We start from the raw sequence: 18,910 nt of genomic DNA, 5'->3' as shown, positions 1-18,910 counted from the left end.
GGAGGTCAATGGCGCGAGTGTAGTGTCTGGCGCGCCTGCGCCACAAGCGACTCCAGCATCAGGCCGGCGTTGAACGGGTGCTCGGCGGTGCGCGCCTCCTTGGTGAGCAGCCGCGCCCAGCGCGTGAGCGGCCCCACGCCCGGCGGGGCGGGCAGGTCGGCCTGCGCGAAGTAGCGCGGCGCGGCGCCCACGCGCAGCGCCAGCAGGTCGTGGCAGAGCTTTTGCAGCGCATCGACGGCCTGCGGCGGATCGAGGTCGGCCAAGGCGGACACGTCGCCGCGCGCCACGGCCTTGGGAATCAGCGCCCAGGCCTGCGGGCTGCGGCCGGAGCGGGCCAGGGCCAGCGCGTCGTCGGGCCGCCCGCCTGCCGCGCGCAGGAAGGCGTCGGCCGCGTCCTGCGCCACGCCCTGCCCCGCCAGCCACGCCTGCATGTCCTGCGCTTGGGGCCAGAGCATGGTGTGGCCCAGGCAGCGGCTGCGGATGGTGGGCAGCAGTTCGTGTGCAGCCTCGGTGGCGAGCACGAAGCGCACGTCGCCGGGCGGCTCCTCCAATGTCTTGAGCAGCGCGTTGGCCGTCACGTGGTTCATCTGCTCGGCCGGGTAGACCAGCACCACCTTGCCGCGCCCGCGCGCACTGGTGCGCTGGGCGAACTCCACCGCATCGCGCATGGCCTCCACGCGGATCTCGCGGCTGGGCTTGCGCTTCTTGTCGTCGATCTCGCCCTGCGCCTTCTCGGGCAGGGGCCAGCCCAGGGTCAGCATCTGCGTCTCGGGCATCAGCACGCACAGGTCGGCATGGGTGCGCACGTCCACGCCGTGGCAGCTCGCGCACTGGCCGCAAGCGCCGTGCCCGGTGGGCGCGTCGCACAGCCAGGCGCGTACCAGCTCCAGCGCCAGCGCGTACTGGCCCAGGCCCGAAGGGCCGTGCAGCAGCCACGCATGGCCGCGCTGGGCCAGCAGCGCCTGGCGCTGCGCTGCGATCCAGGGAGCCACCGCCTCACCCATGCGCCACTCCCGGCAGCCAGCCGCGCGCGGCGACGGCCGCGAGCATCTGCGCGGCCACCTGGTCGCGCGGCCGGGCGGCGTCGATGCGCGCGAAGCGGCCGGGCGCACCGGCGGCGCGGTCGGCGTAGCCCTGCGCCACGCGCGCAAAGAACTCCACGGGCTGGGCCTCGAAACGGTCGGGCGCGCGCGCGGCAGCCAAGCGCTCGGCCGCCACTTCGGGCGCTACGTCGAACCACAGCGTCAGGTCGGGGTTGCGCATCGCATCGGCCCGCGGGCCAAGCCCTGTCTGCGCAAGCCGCTCCATCTCCGATAGCACCCGCAGGTCGAAGCCGCGCCCCGCGCCCTGGTAGGCGAAGGTGGCGTCGGTGAAGCGGTCGCACAGTACCGCCTCGCCGCGCGCCAGCGCCGGTTCGATCACGCAGCGCAGGTGGTCGCGCCGCGCGGCGAAGACCAGCAGCGTCTCGGTCAGCGGGTCCATGGCGTCGTGCAGCAGCAGTTCGCGCAGCTTTTCGGCCAGCGGCGTGCCGCCGGGCTCGCGCGTCACGGTGACGGTGCGGCCCGCATCGCGCAGAACCTGGGCGAGTTCTCCGATGTGGGAGGACTTGCCCGCGCCGTCGATGCCCTCGAAGGTGATGAACAGGCCCGACGTCATTTCTGCCCTCGCTGATAACGGTTGACGGCACGGTTGTGCTCATCCAGCGTGCTGCTGAAGTGGCTGGTGCCGTCGCCGCGCGCCACGAAATACAGCGCCTTGGTGGGCGCGGGCTGCACGGCCGCCAGCAATGCCGCCTTGCCCGGCATGGCGATGGGCGTGGGCGGCAGGCCCGCGCGGGTGTAGGTGTTCCAGGGCGTGTCTGCGGTCAGGTCGCGGCGGCGCAGGTTGCCGTCGAACTTCTCGCCCAGGCCGTAGATCACCGTGGGATCGGTCTGCAGCAGCATGCCCACGCGCAGGCGGTTGGTGAACACGCCCGCGATCTCGGCGCGGTCTTCGGCGCGGCCGGTTTCCTTCTCGACGATGCTGGCGAGGATCAACGCCTCGTCGGCGGACTTGAGCGGCGTGTCGCCCGCGCGCTGCGACCACGCGGCCTCCAGGCGCCGGTCCATGGCGTGCAGCGCGCGGCGCAGCACGGCCAGGTCGCTGCTGCCCTTGGCGTAGGTGTAGGTGTCGGGGAAGAAGCGGCCCTCGGCCGGCACGCCCGCACGGCCCAGCGCGGCCATGACGGCCTCGTCGCTCTGGCCCTGGGTGTCGGGCTTCAGGTTCTCGGCGCGCGCGAGCGCGGCGCGCACCTGGCGGAAGGTCCAGCCCTCGACCAGGGTCACGGCGCGCAGCAGTTCCTCGCCGCGCACGAGTTTCTGCAGCAGCCCATAGGGCGAGGTGCCTGGCGGGATCTCGTAGTTGCCGGCCTTGATCTCCCGGTCCTTGCCCGATAGGCGGAACCAGAGGAACAGCAGGCGCGCATCGGTCTGCACGCCCGCCTGCACCACCGCGCGGGCCACGCCGCGCGGCGTGGTGCCGGGCTCGATCTCCAGCTCCAGCGCCGGTCCCGCGCGCACGGGCAGCGGCGCCTGCAGCCACCAGGCCGCTGCAGCGCCCGCGGCGATCACGATCAACAACACCAGAACGAAGAAACGGCGCACAACCCTGCTGTCTTTATGAATGGAGCCGGGCATGATAATTCAGCAATGACCTACCCTTTGAATGGCATCGCCCCCTTGACCCACCTGGGCGTGATCCGCGTGGCCGGCGACGATGCGGCGGCCTTCCTGCACGGCCAGCTCACCCAGGATTTCGCGCTGCTGGGCATGCAGCATGCCCGCCTGTCCGCCTACCTCAGTCCCAAGGGCCGCATGCAGGCCAGCTTCATCGGCTTCAAGCGCGGCCCGGCCGAACGTGGCCCGGCCGAGGTGCTGCTCATCTGCGCGCGCGACCTGCTGGCGCCCACGCTCAAGCGGCTGTCCATGTTCGTGCTGCGCTCCAAGGCCAAGCTGACGGACGCCACGGCCGACTTCCGGCTCTGCGGCCTGGCGGGCGACGCGGCGCGCGCCGTGCTGCCGCCGGGCGGCGAGCCCTGGAGCCGTGCGGATGTGGGCGACGCCACCGTGGTGCAGCTCTACCCCGCCGACGGTCAGCCGCGCGCGCTGTGGGTGGCGCCTGCGGGCAGCCCGGCGCCGCAGGGCGCGCCGCTGGACGAGGACCTGTGGTTGTGGAGCGAGGTGCGCAGCGGCGTCGCCACGCTCACCGCCCCGGTCGTGGAGGCCTTCGTGCCGCAGATGCTGAACTACGAATCCGTCGGCGGCGTGAACTTCAAGAAGGGCTGCTACCCCGGCCAGGAGGTCGTGGCGCGCAGCCAGTTCCGCGGCACGCTCAAGCGCCGGACCTATGTGGCCCACCTGGGCGGCGACGTGGCGGCGGGCGCCGAGGTGTTCGCGCAGGGCGATGCCGAGCAGCCCGTGGGCACCGTGGTGCAGGCCGCCGGCGCGCCGGGCGGCGGCACGGACGCGCTGGTGTCGCTGCAGATCGCGGCAGCGGGCGGCGCGCTGCAGGCCGGCGGACACGCACTCGCGCTGCTGCCGCTGCCCTATGCGCTGCTCGAAGATATTTGAATGAAAATGGGCTCCAGCGCTTTTCAGGCAAGCGCTGGAAGCTATCAAAATAGAAGCTACGGCAAGGCCTTGCGCATGGTGACGTGGGCAATGCCCGCTTCCTCGTACGGCGCGCCCTCCGTTTCGAACCCCGCGCGGCGGTAGAAGCCTTCGGCGCTGCTTTGCGCGTGCAGCGTGACCAGCGCGTCGCCGCGCGCCCGGGCTGCCTGTACCAGCGCGTCGAGCACCATGCGGCCCCAGCGCTGGCCGCGCACCACGCGGTCCACCGCCATGCGGCCGATGCGCCCTTCGCCGGGCGCGGGCTGCAGCAGCCGGCCGGTGGACACGGGCAGGCCCAGGCGGTTGTAGGCCACGGCGTGGACGGCCGTGGCGTCCAGCGCGTCGAGCTCCAGCTCCGGGGCGATGCCCTGCTCCTGCACGAACACCGCCGTGCGCAGCCGGGCGGCGTCGCGGCCCAGCGTGGTCCAGTCGCCTACGCGCAGCTCCACCACTTCGCCGCCGGCCTCGTAGTGCTCGGTCACGGCGCGGAGCTGAGGCGGCACGGCGCGTTTGGTATGCGTGGCCGGGTCGGCGAAGACGTAGACGAGTTCGACGGACACCAGCAGCCGGTCGCCTGCGAACACGCCGCACTCGAACAACAGGGAGGTGGTGCCCACGCGCGCGCAGCGCATGCCGATGTCGAGCAGGTCGTCCAGGCGGGCGGAGGCGTGGTATTCGACGCTGGCCTTCTTCAGGTAGATCTCGCCGCCCAGCGCGTGCATGCTGGCCTCGTAGGGCAAGGCCAGCGCGCGCCAGTATTCGGTCATGGCGCAGTCGGCGTAGGTGAGGTAGTGGGCGTTGAAGACGATTTTCTGGATGTCCACCTCGGCCCAGCGCACGCGCAGGCGGTGGAAGCAGCGGAAGTCTTGGCGTTGCATGAGAGAGTGTTCAGTCCTGTCGGAAAGCGGCACGCAGGGCCTGCGCGGCGTGCTGGTGGGCTTGCCGCGCCTCGGGGATGGCGCGGCCCATCTTGATGAATTCGTGGGTCACGCCGCGGTAGATTTCCAGCTCCACCGGCACGCCGGCGGCGCGCAGCTTGTCGGCGTAGTCGATGCCCTCGTCCACCAGCGGATCGCATTCGGCCAGGCCGATCCAGGCGGGGGCCACGCCGTCCACGTCGGGCGCCAGCAGCGGGGCGAAGCGCCAGTCCTCGCGCTCTGCGCGGCTGGCCACGTAGTTCTCGAAGAACCAGGTGATGGCGGGCTCGTCCAGCACCGGCCCCTGGGCGAAGCGCGCATGCGAGGGCGTGTCCTGGTGGGCCGTGGTGCCGGGATAGATCAGGAGCTGCAACGCCAGCGGCAGGCCCGCGTCGCGCGCGAGGATGGCGTTCACGGCGGCCAGGGTGCCGCCCGCGCTGTCGCCGCCCACGGCCAGGCGCGCCGCGTCGGCGCCCAGCGCGCCGGCATGGGCGGCCAGCCAGGCGAGCGCGTCCCAGGCGTCGTTGCTCGCGGTGGGAAAGCGGTGCTCCGGCGCGAGCCGGTAGTCCAGCGACACCACCATGCAGCCCGCCAGGCGCGCCAGCTCGCGGCACAGCACGTCGTGCGTGGCCACGCTGCCGATGGTGAAGCCGCCGCCGTGCAGGTACAGCAGCAGCGGCAGGCCGGCGTCCGGCACGGGCGCGTACAGGCGCGCGGGCAGCGGCGCGCCGTCGCGCGCGGGAATGCGCAGGTCTTCCACGCGCGGCAGCTCGGCCTTGGGGATTTCGAGCACGCCCGCGCCCGCCTCGTAGGCCGCGCGGGCCTGGGCGGGAGCGAGGGAGTGCAGCGGGGGACGGCCGGCGCGCGCCATGCGGTCGATGACGCTGCGCATCTGCGGCGTGAGCCGCGCATGGTGGAGAGGGTCGGTCGTCTTCAATGCGGGGTTCCCGGGTTCACTTGAAACGCACCTGCACGGGCTGCGCACCCGGCAGGCCCTGGTAGGTGGCGGTGACGTTCAGGCCGGGGCGCGGCGGCAGCAGCGGGGAGAACGAGCCCAGGCTGACCAGGTCGCCCGGCTGCAGCGTGATGTTTTCCTTCTGCAGCGCCTGGGCGATCCACACCACGGCGTTGAGCGGGTGGCCGAGGATGTCGCTGCCCTTGCCGCTGGCCAGCAGCTCGCCGTTGTTGTTGGTGAGCTGCACTTCCATGCGCTCCAGCGCGTCGAGCAGGCGGTAGCGCTCGCCGCGCGTGAGCGGCACCGCGACGGGCTGGCCGGCCACGCCCAGCCGCGCGCCCACGTTGATGGCGGCCACGCCCGCGCCGTTGAGCTGCGGCGGCGCCTGCACGATGAGGTCGGGCAGCTCGATGAAGGGGATGACCTGGTCGATGTGCTCCAGCACCTCGGCCGGCGTGCGCGCGTGGTTGACGGCGGCGCTTTTGACGCGCACCAGCATGTCGGCCTCGTACAGGGGGCGCGCGCCGAAGGCGGCCTCCACCGTGAAGCCGCCGGGCTGCACCATGCCCTCGTAGAGCTTGCCCCACACGGGCTTGTCGGTGTTGAAGCGCTTCTGCACGGCCGGGTTCGTGAGGCCAGCCTTGTAGCCCACCACCTTGCCCAGGCGCGTGGCCAGCAGCGCGTTGAACTTGGCGCGCGTGCAGGCGCCGTCCTCGTCGGACAGCGCGGGGAAGTTGGGCGCAGGTGTCTTGGCCGCGTAGTGCTGCGCGAGCGCGCCGGCCTGCGCGTCGTCCAGGCACGCGGCCTGCGCGCCTGTCGCCGCGGCGACGCCCATGCCCCATACGGTGAGCACTGCGAGGGTTTGTTTCATGGTCATGCGTGTCTCCATCCTGTTAGTGTTGCGGGCTGATCGTAATGGCACTTTTCCTCCCCGCGCACCATGGCTTTCATTTACTACGTCACCCAGATCCAATTTGAATTCGGCGCCGTCCGGCTGCTGCGCCAGGAATGCGAGCGCATCGGCATCACGCGCCCGCTGGTCGTCACCGACCCGGGCGTCAAGGCCGCCGGCGTGCTGCAGCAGGCGCTGGACGCCCTGGCCGAGCTGCCCGTGGCCGTGTTCGACCAGACGCCACCCAACCCCACCGAAGCCGCTGTGCGCGCGGCCGCGGACGTCTACCGTGCCCAGGGTTGCGACGGCCTGATCGCCGTGGGCGGCGGCAGCGCCATCGACTGCGCCAAGGGCATCGCCATCGCCGCCACGCACGAGGGGCCGCTCAAGACCTACGCCACCATCGAAGGCGGCTCGCCGAAGATCACCGAACGCGCGGCGCCGCTCATCGCCGTGCCCACCACGAGCGGCACGGGCAGCGAGGTGGCGCGCGGCGCCATCATCATCGTGGACGACCACCGCAAGCTGGGCTTCCACTCCTGGCACCTGGTGCCCAAGGCCGCGATCTGCGACCCCGGCCTGACGCTGGGCCTGCCGCCGCAGCTCACGGCCGCCACGGGCATGGACGCCATCGCGCACTGCATGGAGACCTTCATGTCGGCCGCCTTCAACCCGCCCGCCGACGGCATCGCGCTGGACGGCCTGGAGCGCGGCTGGCGCCACATCGAGGCCGCCACGCGAGACGGCAGCGACCGCGAGGCGCGCCAGGCCATGATGAGCGCCAGCATGCAGGGCGCCATGGCCTTCCAGAAGGGGCTGGGCTGCGTGCACTCCCTGAGCCACAGCCTGGGCGGGCTGAACCCGCGCCTGCACCACGGCACGCTCAACGCCGTGTTCCTGCCGGCCGTGGTGCGCTTCAACGCGCAGGCCGAATCGGTGCGAAAGGAACGCCGCCTGGAGCGCATGGCCCACGCCATGGGCCTGGACCAGGCGAGCGATATTCCCGATGCCATCCACGACATGAGCGCGCGCCTGGGCCTGCCCACCGGACTGGCCGCGATGGGCGTGCAGCGCGATTGGTTCCCCAAGATCATCGAGGGCGCACTGGCCGACCATTGCCACAAGACCAACCCGCGCGAGGCCAGCGTCCAGGACTACGAGGCCATGCTCGAAGCGTCGATGTAAGCTGCGCTGCCATCCATCTCGAGGACACGCGCCATGCAACTCATCGGCATGCTCGACTCTCCCTATGTGCGCCGCGTGGCGATCGCGCTGCAGCTGCTGGGGCTCCGGTTCGAGCACAACCCCCTGTCGGTCTTTCGCACCTTCGACCAGTTCCAGTCCATCAACCCTGTCGTGAAGGCCCCCACGCTGGTGTGCGACGACGGCGGTGTGCTCATGGACTCCACGCTGATCCTGGAATACGCCCAGGCCCTCGCAGGCCGGCGCCTGCTGCCCGAAGCCCTGCCGGAGCTGCAGCAGGCACTGCGCATCGACGGGCTGGCGCTCGCGGCCTGCGAAAAGAGCGTGCAGATGGTGTACGAGCAGCAGCTGCGCCCCGCCGGGAAACAGCACGCCCCCTGGCTGGACCGCGTGGCGGTGCAGCTGCGTGCCGCGTACGCAGCCCTGGAGCAGGAGGCGGCGCGCCGCCCTCCTCCCATGGAGCGCGGCACCGTGGGCCGCGCGGGCGTGAGCTCCGCCGTGGCCTGGCACTTCACCCAGGCCCTGCTGCCCGGCATGGTGGACGCACAGCGCCACCCGGCGCTGGCGGCGCTTTCCGCACGTGCCGAGGCCTTGCCCGAGTTCCAGGCCGCGCCGCATGGCGAGGGCACGTACCGCGCGCCCGCCTGAGGCCGGCTAGATCGGCAAGACCTGACCCTGGTCGGGCCGCTCCAGCCAGGTCTGCCATTCGTCGGCCAAACAGGAAGCGGTCCAGCGGGCCGAGCACCAGCCCCTTGGGGCCGCCCGCCGCGGCCGGCACCACGGACACGTCGGCCGGAGACAGGCCCTGGCGCTCGATGTGACGGCGCGCCACCGGCCCGGCGTAGATGCGCAGCGCGTTCAACGTCGGCTTCCGGATCAGGACGCGTTCTCAGACGTAGTCGCCCGCATCGGGGCGCACGGTCCAGTCGATCGGGTCCTGCTGCAGCACCATGTCGATGTCCAGCCCCAGGGCCACGCCCACCTCGCCGGGAAAGGAAACGGCCAGTTCGCGCTGGCCCAGCCCCGCCTCGCGGGCGCGCGCGCGCCAGGCGGCCAGGTGCAGCACGCCGGCCAGGGGCTCGTACACCTCGTTGTCGAACGGCGCGCCGTGGTGGCGCAGCGCGTCCACCACCACCTCCGGCAGCTGCCAGCGCCAGGCCAGGCCCGCGCTGACCTGCGCGTAGCTGTAGCCGAACAGGTGCTGCTCCAGCTTGGCGCGGCGCGGGTCTAAAGGCGCCACCAGGGTGTTGACGGATTGCATGCGCGCCGGGTCGGCCAGGTGCAGCGCCAGCTCGCCCACGCCGTGCAGCAGCCCGGCTGTGTAGGCGGCGATCTGGTTGTGGTGCACCAGTCCGGCGAACGAGCGCGCGAGCTTGGCCGTGTTGAGGCTGTAGCGCCAGAAGTGCTGCAGGTTCACGCCGGGCACCGAGCGCGAGGTGGTGCCCAGCGGCGCGCTGGACACCAGCGAGCGCAGCTGCGCCACGCCCAGCAGGGCCAGCGCCTCGGGAATGCCCACGATCTGGCGCTGGGCGGCGAACGCGGGCGAGTTGGCCTCCTCCAGCAGGCGTGCGGCCAAGGCCGGGTCGGAGCCGAAGAGCTGGTTGAGGCGCCGCAAATTGGGTTCTGCGGCGCCCAGTTCATTCATCAGCAGCGCTACCGCGCGGGGCAGGCTGGGCAGCACGAAAGGCTGCGCCAGCAATGCGTTCAACTCCATGGAGGGGATGGCCAGAACAGAAGGTCCGACCATTATCCATGCAACTTTTACGGTTGTTTACCCAAGGCGACGCTGAATTAAGTCGCCCTAACGCTTGGCTTGTTGCAACTTGGCGAACGCGGACGCCATGGCCGACTGCGGCGCCGGGTCGTTGCTGCGGCGCTGCGGCTGGGCATACCCGCGCCCTGCCCCTTCGAAGCGGTTCTCGCGCGGGCCGTCGCGGCGGGCAGGCGCGGCGTCCAGCTTCATGGTCAGGCTGATGCGCCCGCGTGCCACGTCCACCTCCAGCACCTTCACCTTCACGATGTCGCCGGTCTTAACCACCTCGCGCGCATCGTTCACGAACTTGTGCGCGAGCTGGCTCACGTGCACCAGCCCGTCCTGGTGCACGCCCAGGTCCACGAAGGCGCCGAACTGGGCCACGTTGCTCACCGTGCCCTCCAGCACCATGCCTTCCTTGAGATCCTTGATGTCCTCCACGCCCTCGTTGAAGCGCGCCACCTTGAAGTCCGGTCGCGGGTCGCGGCCGGGTTTTTCCAGCTCGGCCAGGATGTCCTTCACGGTGATGGCGCCGAACTGTTCGCTCGCGAACAGCTCGGGCCTGAGGGTCTTGAGCATGTCGGCGCGGCCCATCAGCTCGGCCACGGGCTTGCCGGTCTTCTCGATGATCTGCTCCACCACCGGATAGGTCTCGGGGTGCACGCCCGTCATGTCCAGGGGGTTGTCGCCGCCGCGGATGCGCAAGAAGCCCGCCGACTGCTCGAAGGTCTTGGCGCCCAGGCCGCTCACCTCCATGAGCTGCCTGCGGCTCTTGAACGCGCCGTGGGCCTCGCGCCAGCGCACCACTGCCTTGGCCACGCTGCCCGACAGGCCCGACACGCGCGAGAGCAGCGGCGCGCTGGCGGTGTTCAGGTCCACGCCCACGGAGTTCACGCAGTCCTCGACCACCGCATCCAGCGTGCGCGCCAGCTCGCTCTGGTTCACGTCGTGCTGGTACTGGCCCACGCCGATGCTCTTGGGCTCGATCTTCACCAACTCGGCCAGCGGATCCTGCAGGCGCCGCGCGATGCTGGCGGCGCCGCGCAGGCTCACGTCCACGTCGGGCATCTCCTGCGATGCGTATTCGCTGGCGCTGTAGACCGAGGCGCCGGCCTCGCTCACCACTACCTTTTCGATAGCTGGTTGCGCTTGTCCAGCAAGCGCTGGAGCCTGTTTTTGCATCAACTTGATGAGTTCGGCGGCGAGCTTGTCCGTCTCGCGGCTGGCCGTGCCGTTGCCGATGGCGATGAGCTGCACGCCGTGTTTCATGCACAACCGCCCCAGCGTGGCCAGGCTGCCGTCCCAATCGCGGCGCGGCTCGTGCGGATAGACGGTGGCCGTCTCCACCAGCTTGCCCGTGGCGTCGCACACCGCCACCTTCACGCCGGTGCGGATGCCGGGGTCCAGCCCCATCACCGCGCGCGGGCCGGCGGGCGCAGCCAGCAGCAGGTCGCGCAGGTTGTCGGCGAAGACCTTGATGGCCACCTTCTCGGCCTCCTCGCGCAGGCGCGAGAACAGGTCGCGCTCGGTGGAGAGGGACAGCTTCACGCGCCACGTCCACGCCACGCATTTGCGGATCAGGTCGTCGCTCTTGCGGCCCGCGTGGCTCCAGCCCAGGTGCAGGGCGATCTTGCCCTCCGCCAGGCTGGGCTTGCCGGGCTCGGGCTCTTGCGGCTGCACCAGCTTGGCCTCCAGGATTTCCAGCGCGCGGCCGCGGAACACCGCCAGCGCACGGTGCGAGGGCACGCGGCCAATGGGCTCGTCGTAGTCGAAATAGTCGCGGAACTTGGCGACCTCGGGATCGTTCTCGTTCTTGCCCTCCACCTTCTTGGAGCGCAGCAGCCCCTCGGCCCAGAGCCATTCGCGCAGCGCCTGCACGAGAGGCGCGTCCTCGGCCCAGCGCTCGGAGAGGATGTCGCGCACGCCGTCGAGCACGGCGAAAGTGGTCGAGAAATCAGGGCCGGGCTTGCCGTCGTCGAGCGTGGTCGCGGGCTGGCAGAACGCCTGGGCCTCCGCGTGCGGATCGAGCGTCGGGTCGGCGAACAGCTTGTCGGCCAGCGGCTCGATGCCGAATTCGCGGGCGATCTGGCCCTTGGTGCGGCGCTTCTGCTTGAAGGGCAGGTAGATGTCCTCCAGCTCCTGCTTGGTCGGCGCGGCGGCTATTTGCGCGCGCAGCACATCGGTCAGCTTGCCCTGCTCGTCGATGGCCTTGAGCACGGCGGCGCGGCGGTCTTCCAGCTCGCGCAGGTAGGCCAGGCGCGCCTCCAGCTCGCGCAACTGCACGTCGTCCAGGCCGCCCGTGGCCTCCTTGCGGTAGCGCGCGATGAAGGGCACGGTGGCGCCGCCGTCGAGCAGTTCCACGGCCGCGCGGACCTGGGTTTCGGTGATCTTGATTTCTGCGGCCAACTGCCGAACGATCTGCTGCATGTGCCTGTCGGGAATGAGGAAAAACGCGAAGCGCGGGAGTTTGCCACAGGGCCTCGTCCCTAAAATCCGGCTTCGCCCATGTCCGCCCTGCCCTTCCCCATCCGCACCGAATGCCCGCCCGGCAGTTGCGTGTGCGAGCGCGATGCGCTCATGCAGGCGCCCGGCGGCGACGTGCGCATCCTGCGCCTCACGCGCGAGGAGGAGAAACGCCTCGTGCAGCGGCTGGAGAACCTCGCCAGCCTGCAGGACCTGCGCCACATGGAGCAGCGCCTGTTCGAGCAGCTCGGCGTGCGGCTCACCATCGGCACCAGCCCCAACGAAGTGCGCAGCCTGCGCGGCATCACCATCCTCGTGCACGAGCAGCCGGGCCTGTGCCGCAAGACGCGCCAGGCCATCCCCGCCGCCATCAAGAAGAGCATGGAACAGTGCCCGCAGATCGCCTGGGATCTGCTCAACGAAGGCGGCCTGTTCGAGGGTTCCTGAATGCAGGACGACCTGTTCGGCGGCCCGCCGCCGCCCCCTCCACCGCCCGAGAAGGCGCCCGCGCGCCGCACCGGCGTGCACCCCGCCGCCTGGGGCGACGACCTGCGCGAACTCGCCGCGCGGCTGCCGCCCACGCTGCGCCTGGGCACCTCGTCGTGGAGCTACCCCGGCTGGCAGGGCCTGGTGTGGGAAGGCGAACATTCCGAGCAGACGCTCGCCAAGAAGGGCCTGCCCGTCTACGCCCAGCACCCGCTGCTGCGCACGGTGAGCATCGACCGCAGCTTCTACCGACCCCTCACAGCAAGCGACTACGCGCGCTATGCGGCACAGGTGCCGGGCGATTTCCGCTTCGTCGTCAAGGCCCCGAGCCTCGTGACCGACGCGCTCGTGCGCAGCGAGGACGGGCGCGGACGTGAACCCAACCCCGCCTTCCTGAACCCGCTGCTGGCTGCGCAGGAATTCGTGGCGCCCGCGCTCGAAGGACTGGGCGCGCTCACCGGCGCGCTGGTGTTCCAGTTGAGCCCGCTGCCCTGGACGATGCTGGACCGCATGCCCGAGGTGCTGGAGCGCCTGCGCACCATGCTCCAGGCCCAGCCGCCCCTGAACCAGCCCGACGCGGTGCTGGCCGTGGAAGTGCGCGACCCCGAATGGCTCGCGCCCGAGCACCTGTCCCACTTCGCCGACGTGCTCAAGAGCACGGGCGCCACCTATTGCCTGGGTATGCACGCGCGCATGCCGCCGCTGGCGGACCAGTTGCCGCTGCTGCGCATGCTCTGGCCCGGCCCGCTGGTCTGCCGCTGGAACCTGAACCCCGTGCACGGCCCGCACGGCTACGAAGACGCGGAAAAGCTCTACGCGCCCTACGACCGCATCCACCACCCCGCGCCCGAAGAACACGCGCTGCTCGCGCGCACGCTGGCGGGTGTGTGCGGGCGGGGGCAGAACGCGTTCGTGACCATCAGCAACCATGCCGAAGGCTGCGCGCCGCTGACGATACGCACGCTGGCGGAGCATGTGGCGCAGCTATCGAATCCATAGCTGGCCACGCTTGATGGCTGGGCATTTCACATTGAAATCTCCCGCAATCCCTTTGCTGTAAAGCGCGGGCAGCTCTCTTTTTCGACCATCAGCGCCGCGCGGGCGGCGCGGCGCCGCACGACGCGCCCAGGATCAGATCCGACTGGATGACCACCGTCTGCGGTTGCGCGGGCGCCAGCTTCTCGATGCGCTGCAGGATCAGCCGCACCGTGGCGCTGGCGCTCTGGTGGAAGTTGTAGCGCAGCGCGGTGACGGGCGGGTACATCAGCTCCAGCGTCTCCAGCGTGCCGATGCCGACCACGGACATGTCGCGCGGGATGTCCATGCCCGATTCGCGCACCACGTGCACGGCGCCCGACAGCAACTGGGTGCCGACCGCGATGATGGCCGTGGGAGGCGCGTCGAGCCGCAGCATGCGCTGCATGGGCTCGCGCGACGAATCCAGCCACGATTCGGACAGGTGCACCAGGCGCTCGTCGAACGCCAGCCCCGCCGCCTCCAGCGCGGCCCGGTAGCCGCGCACCTTCTCGCGGCCCGGGCGCAACCGCGGCCCCGAGGCGAACAGCGCCACGCGGCGGTGCCCCAGGGCCAGCAGGTACTCCATCACCTTGAGCATGCCCTGGCAGTGGTCCACCAGCACGCTGTCGAAGCCGGGCCCCAGGTCGCGGTCGACGATCACCGTGGGCAGGCGCGTGGTGCCGAAGGGCGATGCCTTCGGGTCCTCGTATTCGTTCGAGGGCGAGGCGATGATGCCCTCCAGCCGCCGGTTCTCGAAGAAGGCGACCAGTTCCTTGTCGCGCGCCGGCCGCTCCGAGCTGCCGATGAACAGCGAATAGCCCGCGCCCTGCGCCAGCTTCTCCACCTCCGAGAGGTGGATCGCCAGGAACGGGTTGGCGATGTTGGGCAGCAGGTAGCCGATGGTGCGGCTGTGCCCCGTGCGCAGGTGGCGGGCGGTGAAGTCCGGCTCGTAGCCCAGCCGGGCGATGGCCTGCTGCACGCGCTGGCGCACCGCCTGGCTCGCATAGCCGCTGCCGTTGAGCACGCGCGACACGGTGCCGATGGACACCTCCGCCGCCGCTGCGACATCTCTGATCGATACCCGTTCAGTCATGGTTTACGCGAATGAAAACGTTCCACAGTATTGCTGCATGGCCACAGCATTCATACGATGGATTGTATGAAAACGCTTTCACAAAATGCCATGACACGAGACAACCCATCTCCTTCCCGGCGGCGCGCCGTCCTGAAGGCTCTGGCCGCCCTGGCCCTGCCGGCCGGCCTGCCCGCGCACGCCGCGCAGTGGCCCGAGCGCAGCATCACCTTCGTGCAGCCCTACGCGCCCGGAACGGCGACCGATGCGTCCTCGCGGTACATCGCCCAGCAGTTCTCCGAGCGCTGGAAGGTGCCCACGGTGATGGAGCACAAGGTGGGCGCCAACAGCATCATCGGCACCGAATACGTGGCCCGCGCCGCGCCCGACGGCTACACCTTCCTCATCACTTCCACGGGCTTCTTCACCAACGAAGCCATGGTGTCCCGGCTGCCCTACCACCCGCTCGACAGCTTCGTGCCCGTGGCCAAGGTGGGGGGCGTGCAACTGCTGCTGTGCATGCCCGCCCAGTCGCGCTTGCGCGACGTGAAGGAGCTGGTGGAATTCGCCAGGGCCAACCCCGGCAAGCTGGCCTATGCGTCCGGTGGCAACGGCAGCTCGCAGCACCTGTCCGGCGCGCAGTTGGGCACCCTGTCGAACACGCAGTTGATGCACGTGCCCTACAAGGCGCAGGTGCCTGCAGCGGTGGCCACGGCGGCCGGAGAGGTGGACTTCTCCTTCATCGCCATCGCCACGGCCAAGACCCTGCTGGCGGCCGGCAAGATCCGCGTGCTGGCGGTCAGCGGCTCCAGCCGGTCCGCGTCGTTCCCGGACGTGCCCACCGTGGCCGAGGCCGGCGTGCCGGGCTTCGAGTGGGTGGCCAGCACCTTCTTCCTCGCGCCCGCGCACACCCCGCGCGACATCGTGCGCAAGCTCTCCGACGCACTGGGCGAGGTGGCACGCGGCGACGGCTACCGCGAGTTCGCCAAGGGCATCGGCATGGATGCCGACTTCATGGGCGAGGCCGAATGGGGCCGCACCATCGCGGCGGAGCGGCAGCGCTACCTGCAGGTGGTGCGCGCCAGCGGCGCCAAGGCGGAGTGACGGGCATGCAACTGATCGACCTGTTCGACCGCGGCGCCACCTACGGCGCCCACCATCCCTGCCTGATCGAGCCCGGCGGCCGCACCTTGAGCTACGCGCAGGTGCAGGACATGTCGCACCGCATCGCCAACGGCCTGCAGGCCAGCGGGGTGGCGCAGGGCGGCAAGGTCGGCCTGCTGAGCGCCAACCACGTGCTGACCTTCGCCGCGATCCTGGGCATCGTGCGCTCCAGCGGCATCTGGCTGCCCGTGAACGCGCGCAATGCGCCGCAGGAGAACGCCAACATCCTGGTGCGCGGCGGCTGCGAATTCCTCTTCGTGCACAGCCAGTTCGCGGCGCAGTTGCCGCTGCTGCGCGAAGCCATGCCGGGGCTCAAGGGCATCGTCTGCATCGACGCCGACCTGCCGGACGCGCCCGGCCTGCAGTCCTGGGCGGACGCGCAGTCCGCCGAGCCCTGCCGCAGCGGCGACCAGACCGACGACGTCGTCGCCATCCGCGGCACCGGCGGCACCACGGGCCTGCCCAAGGGCGTGCTGATCAGCCACCGCAACTACCTGGCGATGTATGCCAACTGGTACGCCGCCATGCCGGTGCAGGAGCGGCCCGTGCACCTGGTGGTGGCACCGCTCACGCACGCGGCGGGCTCGCTGTGCTTCGCCACCTGCGGCTACGGGGGGCGAACGTCATCCTGCCGAGCGCCGAGCCCGCAGCCATCATCGAGGCGATCGAGCGCTACCGGGTCACCCAGGTCTTCCTGCCGCCCACGGTGATCTACAAGCTGCTCGCACACCCGGACGTGCGCCGGGGCGACTACCGCTCGCTGCGCTATTTCGTCTATTCAGCCGCTCCGATGTCGGTGGACAAGCTGCGCGAGGCGCTGGAGGTGTTCGGCCCGGTCATGGTGCAGGCCTACGGCCAGGCGGAGGCGCCCTTCGTCTGCACCGTCATGACCGCGGACGACCATGCGCGCACCCTCGCCGACCCGGCCCTGGCGCACCGCCTGTCCAGCTGCGGGCGCGCCTCGCCCTTCGTGCGCGTGGGCGTCATGGATGCCGAAGGCCGGCTGCTGCCGCCCGGCGAGCGGGGAGAGCTCGTCGTGCAGGGCGACCTCGTCATGAAGGGCTATTACCAGGATCCGGAAAAGACCGCCGAGACCCTGCGCTACGGCTGGCTGCACACCGGCGACGTGGGCTACCGCGACGAAGACGGCTACTTCTACATCGTCGACCGCATGAAGGACCTGATCGTCTCCGGCGGCTTCAACATCTCGCCGAGCGAGGTCGAACAGGTGCTGTGGGCACACCCGGCCGTCAACGACTGCGCGGTGGTCGGCGTGCCCGACAGCCACTGGGGCGAGGCCGTGAAGGCCGTGGTCGAGCTCAAGCCCGGCGTGCCGTGGGACGAGAGCGCCGCCCTCGCCTACTGCCGCGACCGCCTGGGTGGCATGAAGGCGCCGAAGTCCATCGAAGTATGGCCGCAGCTGCCGCGCAGCACCGTAGGCAAGGTGCTGAAGCGGGAGATCCGCGAGCGCTACTGGGCAGGACACAGCCGGCGCGTCTGAGCGCAGGCCCCAAAAAGGAGACATCCATGGCAGACCGACTCCAAGGCAAGACGGCACTGGTGCTGGGCGCAGGCTGCGTCGGCGAAGGCTGGGGCAACGGCAATGCGGCCGCCGTCACCTTCGCGCGCGAAGGCGCCCGCGTGGTGTGCGCCGACATCGAGGAGGAATCCGCCGCGCACACCGCGGAGCTGGTGCGCCGCGAAGGAGGCCAGGCGGTGCACGTGCGCGCCGACGTCGCCAGCTTCGGGCAGCTGGAGCAGGCGGTGGCGCTGGCGCTCGAGACCTACGGGCGCATCGACGTACTGCACAACAACGCCGGCATCAGCGTGCGCGGAGGCGCGCCGGACTCCAGCGAGGAGAGCTGGGACCGCGTCTATGCCGTCAACGCCCGGGGCGCCTTCCTCGCCTGCAAGGCGGTGATCCCGCACATGCAGCGCCAGGGCAGCGGCGCCATCGTCCATGTCTCCTCCATCGCCGCCGTCGGCTGGACGGGGCATGCCATGCTGTCCTACCAATCGTCGAAGGCCGCGCTGAACCAGCTCACGCGCATGGTGGCGGTGCAGCACGCGGCCGAGGGCATCCGCTGCAACTGCATCATGCCGGGCCTGATCGATTCCCCGCGCATCTACCAGACCATCCTGCCGGTGTTCGGCGGCGACGTGGAGAAGATGCGCACCTCGCGCTCGCAGGCGGTGCCGATGAAGCGCATGGGCGACGTCTGGGACATCGCCAACGCGGCGCTGTTCTTCGCCTCGGACGAATCCAAATACGTCACCGGCGTGGTGATGCCCGTCGACGGCGGCATCACCTGCACCCTGCCGCACTGAGGCGGCCCACACCTGAAGGAGACCTCCCATGCAATGGACGACGCTCGTCGCTGCCATCGGCCTGTGCGTTGCGCAGGGCGCCGGCGCACAGACCTGGCCCGACAAACCGATCAAGATGATCATCCCCCTGGCCGCCGGCGGCGCCACCGACAAGGCCGCGCGCCTGGTGGCCCAGCGGCTGGGAACCGCGCTGGGCCAGCAGGTCGTCGCGGAAAACGTCACCGGCGCCTCGGGCGCCATCGCGCTGCAGCGGCTGGCGCAGGCCGAGCCCGACGGCTACACGCTGGGTGCCACGGCCAACAGCCTGCACACCATCGCGCCGCACATGGGCAAGCTGCCGTACGACGCCCTGAACGCCTTCAGCTTCATCGGCACCTACGCCGCCTTCGACTACGTGCTGATCACCGCGCCCGACGCGCCGTACAAAAGCGCCGCGGAACTGGTCGAGCGCGCCCGCAGGAACCCCGGCACGGTGTCCTACGGGTCTTCCGGCGTAGGCACGGGCAACCACCTGGCGGCCGCGCTGTTCGGCCAGCTCGCCCAGGCCGACCTCAACGGCATTCCCTACCGCGGGGGCAGCCCGGCGATTCTGGACGTGATGGCGGGCCGCACGGACTTCATGTTCGACGTGGTGGGAGGCGCCATCGCGCAGGTCGAAGGGGGCAAGGTCAAGGCCCTCGGTGTCAGCGGCACCAGGCGCCACGCGCTACTGCCCGGCGTTCCGCCCATCGCGGACACCGTGCCGGGCTACGAATCGGGAGGCTGGTTCGCGCTGATCGGGCCGGCCCACCTGCCGCCAGCGATCATGCAGCGCCTGAACACGGAGCTCAACCGCATCCAGGCATCGCCCGACTTCCGCGAGCAGCTCGCCGCGCTTGGCTACGAACCCCTGCCAGGCACGCCCGCCGATCTGCAAGCGCGCCTGAAAGCCGAAACGGCCAAGTGGGGCGAAGTGATCGGCAAACTGCCCTGCGCCGCGGTGCCCGAGCGCTGCGCCGCGTCCCGGTGAACGC

The 18,910-nt window shown here is 70.6% G+C and carries 18 protein-coding genes and 2 pseudogenes; 10 read left to right on the top strand and 10 right to left on the bottom strand.

Annotated features, from left to right (window positions below):
• Window positions 1-5: 5 nt before the first annotated feature.
• Genes AAG689_RS09600 through mltG form a run of 3 tightly spaced genes read right to left on the bottom strand, consistent with a single transcriptional unit; the run spans window position 6 to window position 2,675 of the window.
• Window positions 6-1,004, bottom strand: coding sequence for a DNA polymerase III subunit delta' (locus AAG689_RS09600; RefSeq protein WP_406625740.1), 999 nt, complete (start codon window positions 1,002-1,004; stop codon window positions 6-8).
• Window positions 997-1,656 (bottom strand): dTMP kinase, encoded by a 660-nt coding sequence (tmk, locus tag AAG689_RS09595; protein ID WP_020228157.1) that lies wholly within the window; start codon window positions 1,654-1,656, stop codon window positions 997-999. The genes AAG689_RS09600 and tmk overlap by 8 nt, the downstream gene beginning before the upstream one ends.
• Window positions 1,653-2,675, bottom strand: a complete 1,023-nt coding sequence (gene mltG / locus AAG689_RS09590; protein WP_406625739.1) for an endolytic transglycosylase MltG — start codon at window positions 2,673-2,675, stop codon at window positions 1,653-1,655. Before mltG ends, tmk begins: the two co-directional genes overlap by 4 nt.
• A 12-nt stretch (window positions 2,676-2,687) precedes the next feature.
• On the opposite strand from mltG, the gene AAG689_RS09585 reads away from it, so the two are divergent.
• Complete coding sequence (locus AAG689_RS09585; RefSeq protein WP_406625738.1) at window positions 2,688-3,608, top strand: YgfZ/GcvT domain-containing protein; 921 nt, start codon at window positions 2,688-2,690, stop codon at window positions 3,606-3,608.
• 56 nt (window positions 3,609-3,664) lie between these two features.
• Here the strand turns inward: AAG689_RS09585 and AAG689_RS09580 are convergent, their stop codons facing one another.
• From AAG689_RS09580 to AAG689_RS09570, 3 genes are all read right to left on the bottom strand, one after another.
• Window positions 3,665-4,525 carry a YbgC/FadM family acyl-CoA thioesterase gene (locus AAG689_RS09580; RefSeq protein WP_406625737.1) on the bottom strand — a complete coding sequence of 287 codons (861 nt, stop codon included), beginning with the start codon at window positions 4,523-4,525 and terminating at the stop codon, window positions 3,665-3,667.
• A gap of 10 nt (window positions 4,526-4,535) precedes the next feature.
• Window positions 4,536-5,456 carry an alpha/beta hydrolase gene (locus AAG689_RS09575; protein WP_406626319.1) on the bottom strand — a complete coding sequence of 307 codons (921 nt, stop codon included), beginning with the start codon at window positions 5,454-5,456 and terminating at the stop codon, window positions 4,536-4,538.
• A gap of 61 nt (window positions 5,457-5,517) precedes the next feature.
• On the bottom strand, window positions 5,518-6,396 hold the full coding sequence (locus AAG689_RS09570) for a 2-keto-4-pentenoate hydratase (protein ID WP_406625736.1): 879 nt from the start codon (window positions 6,394-6,396) through the stop codon (window positions 5,518-5,520).
• Between the two features lie 63 nt (window positions 6,397-6,459).
• Here AAG689_RS09570 and AAG689_RS09565 point away from each other — a divergent pair, with 63 nt between their 5' ends.
• Window positions 6,460-7,596: an iron-containing alcohol dehydrogenase gene (locus AAG689_RS09565; RefSeq protein WP_406625735.1), complete on the top strand. Its 1,137-nt coding sequence runs from the start codon at window positions 6,460-6,462 to the stop codon at window positions 7,594-7,596.
• 33 nt (window positions 7,597-7,629) lie between these two features.
• The gene (locus AAG689_RS09560; RefSeq protein ID WP_406625734.1) at window positions 7,630-8,262 is read left to right on the top strand and encodes a glutathione S-transferase; all 633 of its coding nucleotides are present in this window, start codon (window positions 7,630-7,632) and stop codon (window positions 8,260-8,262) included.
• Window positions 8,263-8,322: 60 nt separating this feature from the next.
• Here AAG689_RS09560 and AAG689_RS09555 read toward each other — a convergent pair.
• The 3 genes and pseudogenes from AAG689_RS09555 to AAG689_RS09545 all read right to left on the bottom strand — a co-directional run.
• Window positions 8,323-8,476, bottom strand: a pseudogene (locus AAG689_RS09555) (phospholipase); the annotation flags it as partial.
• A 27-nt stretch (window positions 8,477-8,503) separates the two neighbouring features.
• Entirely contained in the window at window positions 8,504-9,328 is an 825-nt protein-coding gene (locus AAG689_RS09550; protein WP_406625733.1) for an HDOD domain-containing protein, read from the bottom strand.
• An 87-nt stretch (window positions 9,329-9,415) separates the two neighbouring features.
• A complete protein-coding gene (locus AAG689_RS09545; RefSeq protein WP_406625732.1) occupies window positions 9,416-11,794 on the bottom strand; it encodes a Tex family protein in 2,379 nt (792 codons plus the stop codon).
• Between the two features lie 78 nt (window positions 11,795-11,872).
• Between AAG689_RS09545 and AAG689_RS09540 the strand changes: the two genes are divergently transcribed.
• Both AAG689_RS09540 and AAG689_RS09535 read left to right on the top strand, forming a co-directional pair.
• Window positions 11,873-12,277 carry a hypothetical protein gene (locus AAG689_RS09540; RefSeq protein WP_406625731.1) on the top strand — a complete coding sequence of 135 codons (405 nt, stop codon included), beginning with the start codon at window positions 11,873-11,875 and terminating at the stop codon, window positions 12,275-12,277.
• Window positions 12,278-13,315 (top strand): DUF72 domain-containing protein, encoded by a 1,038-nt coding sequence (locus tag AAG689_RS09535; protein ID WP_406625730.1) that lies wholly within the window; start codon window positions 12,278-12,280, stop codon window positions 13,313-13,315. It abuts the gene before it with no gap.
• A gap of 88 nt (window positions 13,316-13,403) precedes the next feature.
• On the opposite strand, the gene AAG689_RS09530 is transcribed toward AAG689_RS09535, so the two are convergent.
• Window positions 13,404-14,426, bottom strand: coding sequence for a LacI family DNA-binding transcriptional regulator (locus tag AAG689_RS09530; RefSeq protein WP_406625729.1), 1,023 nt, complete (start codon window positions 14,424-14,426; stop codon window positions 13,404-13,406).
• 90 nt (window positions 14,427-14,516) lie between these two features.
• On the opposite strand from AAG689_RS09530, the gene AAG689_RS09525 reads away from it, so the two are divergent.
• The 5 genes and pseudogenes from AAG689_RS09525 (at window position 14,517) to AAG689_RS09505 (ending at window position 18,906) form a co-directional block, all read left to right on the top strand.
• Window positions 14,517-15,509: a Bug family tripartite tricarboxylate transporter substrate binding protein gene (locus AAG689_RS09525; protein WP_406625728.1), complete on the top strand. Its 993-nt coding sequence runs from the start codon at window positions 14,517-14,519 to the stop codon at window positions 15,507-15,509.
• Window positions 15,434-16,578, top strand: a pseudogene (locus tag AAG689_RS09520) (AMP-binding protein); the annotation flags it as partial. The gene AAG689_RS09525 and the pseudogene AAG689_RS09520, both read left to right, overlap by 76 nt.
• Window positions 16,555-17,070 carry a class I adenylate-forming enzyme family protein gene (locus AAG689_RS09515; protein WP_406626318.1) on the top strand — a complete coding sequence of 172 codons (516 nt, stop codon included), beginning with the start codon at window positions 16,555-16,557 and terminating at the stop codon, window positions 17,068-17,070. The pseudogene AAG689_RS09520 and the gene AAG689_RS09515, both read left to right, overlap by 24 nt.
• A 26-nt stretch (window positions 17,071-17,096) precedes the next feature.
• Entirely contained in the window at window positions 17,097-17,897 is an 801-nt protein-coding gene (locus AAG689_RS09510; protein ID WP_406625727.1) for an SDR family NAD(P)-dependent oxidoreductase, read from the top strand.
• A 28-nt stretch (window positions 17,898-17,925) separates the two neighbouring features.
• Entirely contained in the window at window positions 17,926-18,906 is a 981-nt protein-coding gene (locus tag AAG689_RS09505) for a Bug family tripartite tricarboxylate transporter substrate binding protein (RefSeq protein ID WP_406625726.1), read from the top strand.
• The last annotated feature ends 4 nt before the right edge of the window (window positions 18,907-18,910 follow it).

The organism is Acidovorax sp. SDU_ACID1 (assembly GCF_045291395.1).
GTDB lineage: Bacteria > Pseudomonadota > Gammaproteobacteria > Burkholderiales > Burkholderiaceae_C > MR-S7.
This window is presented reverse-complemented; position numbering and strand designations above follow the sequence as displayed.

Excerpts from the sequence above, each read along its gene's own strand:
- AAG689_RS09600 (WP_406625740.1), bottom strand. The coding sequence starts at position 1,004 with ATGGGTGAGGCGGTGGCTCCCTGGATCGCAGCGCAGCGCCAGGCGCTG.
- tmk (WP_020228157.1), bottom strand. The coding sequence starts at position 1,656 with ATGACGTCGGGCCTGTTCATCACCTTCGAGGGCATCGACGGCGCGGGC.
- mltG (WP_406625739.1), bottom strand. The coding sequence starts at position 2,675 with ATGCCCGGCTCCATTCATAAAGACAGCAGGGTTGTGCGCCGTTTCTTC.
- AAG689_RS09585 (WP_406625738.1), top strand. The coding sequence starts at position 2,688 with ATGACCTACCCTTTGAATGGCATCGCCCCCTTGACCCACCTGGGCGTG.
- AAG689_RS09580 (WP_406625737.1), bottom strand. The coding sequence starts at position 4,525 with ATGCAACGCCAAGACTTCCGCTGCTTCCACCGCCTGCGCGTGCGCTGG.
- AAG689_RS09575 (WP_406626319.1), bottom strand. The coding sequence starts at position 5,456 with ATGCGCAGCGTCATCGACCGCATGGCGCGCGCCGGCCGTCCCCCGCTG.
- AAG689_RS09570 (WP_406625736.1), bottom strand. The coding sequence starts at position 6,396 with ATGACCATGAAACAAACCCTCGCAGTGCTCACCGTATGGGGCATGGGC.
- AAG689_RS09565 (WP_406625735.1), top strand. The coding sequence starts at position 6,460 with ATGGCTTTCATTTACTACGTCACCCAGATCCAATTTGAATTCGGCGCC.
- AAG689_RS09560 (WP_406625734.1), top strand. The coding sequence starts at position 7,630 with ATGCAACTCATCGGCATGCTCGACTCTCCCTATGTGCGCCGCGTGGCG.
- AAG689_RS09550 (WP_406625733.1), bottom strand. The coding sequence starts at position 9,328 with ATGGAGTTGAACGCATTGCTGGCGCAGCCTTTCGTGCTGCCCAGCCTG.
- AAG689_RS09545 (WP_406625732.1), bottom strand. The coding sequence starts at position 11,794 with ATGCAGCAGATCGTTCGGCAGTTGGCCGCAGAAATCAAGATCACCGAA.
- AAG689_RS09540 (WP_406625731.1), top strand. The coding sequence starts at position 11,873 with ATGTCCGCCCTGCCCTTCCCCATCCGCACCGAATGCCCGCCCGGCAGT.
- AAG689_RS09535 (WP_406625730.1), top strand. The coding sequence starts at position 12,278 with ATGCAGGACGACCTGTTCGGCGGCCCGCCGCCGCCCCCTCCACCGCCC.
- AAG689_RS09530 (WP_406625729.1), bottom strand. The coding sequence starts at position 14,426 with ATGACTGAACGGGTATCGATCAGAGATGTCGCAGCGGCGGCGGAGGTG.
- AAG689_RS09525 (WP_406625728.1), top strand. The coding sequence starts at position 14,517 with ATGACACGAGACAACCCATCTCCTTCCCGGCGGCGCGCCGTCCTGAAG.
- AAG689_RS09515 (WP_406626318.1), top strand. The coding sequence starts at position 16,555 with ATGGATGCCGAAGGCCGGCTGCTGCCGCCCGGCGAGCGGGGAGAGCTC.
- AAG689_RS09510 (WP_406625727.1), top strand. The coding sequence starts at position 17,097 with ATGGCAGACCGACTCCAAGGCAAGACGGCACTGGTGCTGGGCGCAGGC.
- AAG689_RS09505 (WP_406625726.1), top strand. The coding sequence starts at position 17,926 with ATGCAATGGACGACGCTCGTCGCTGCCATCGGCCTGTGCGTTGCGCAG.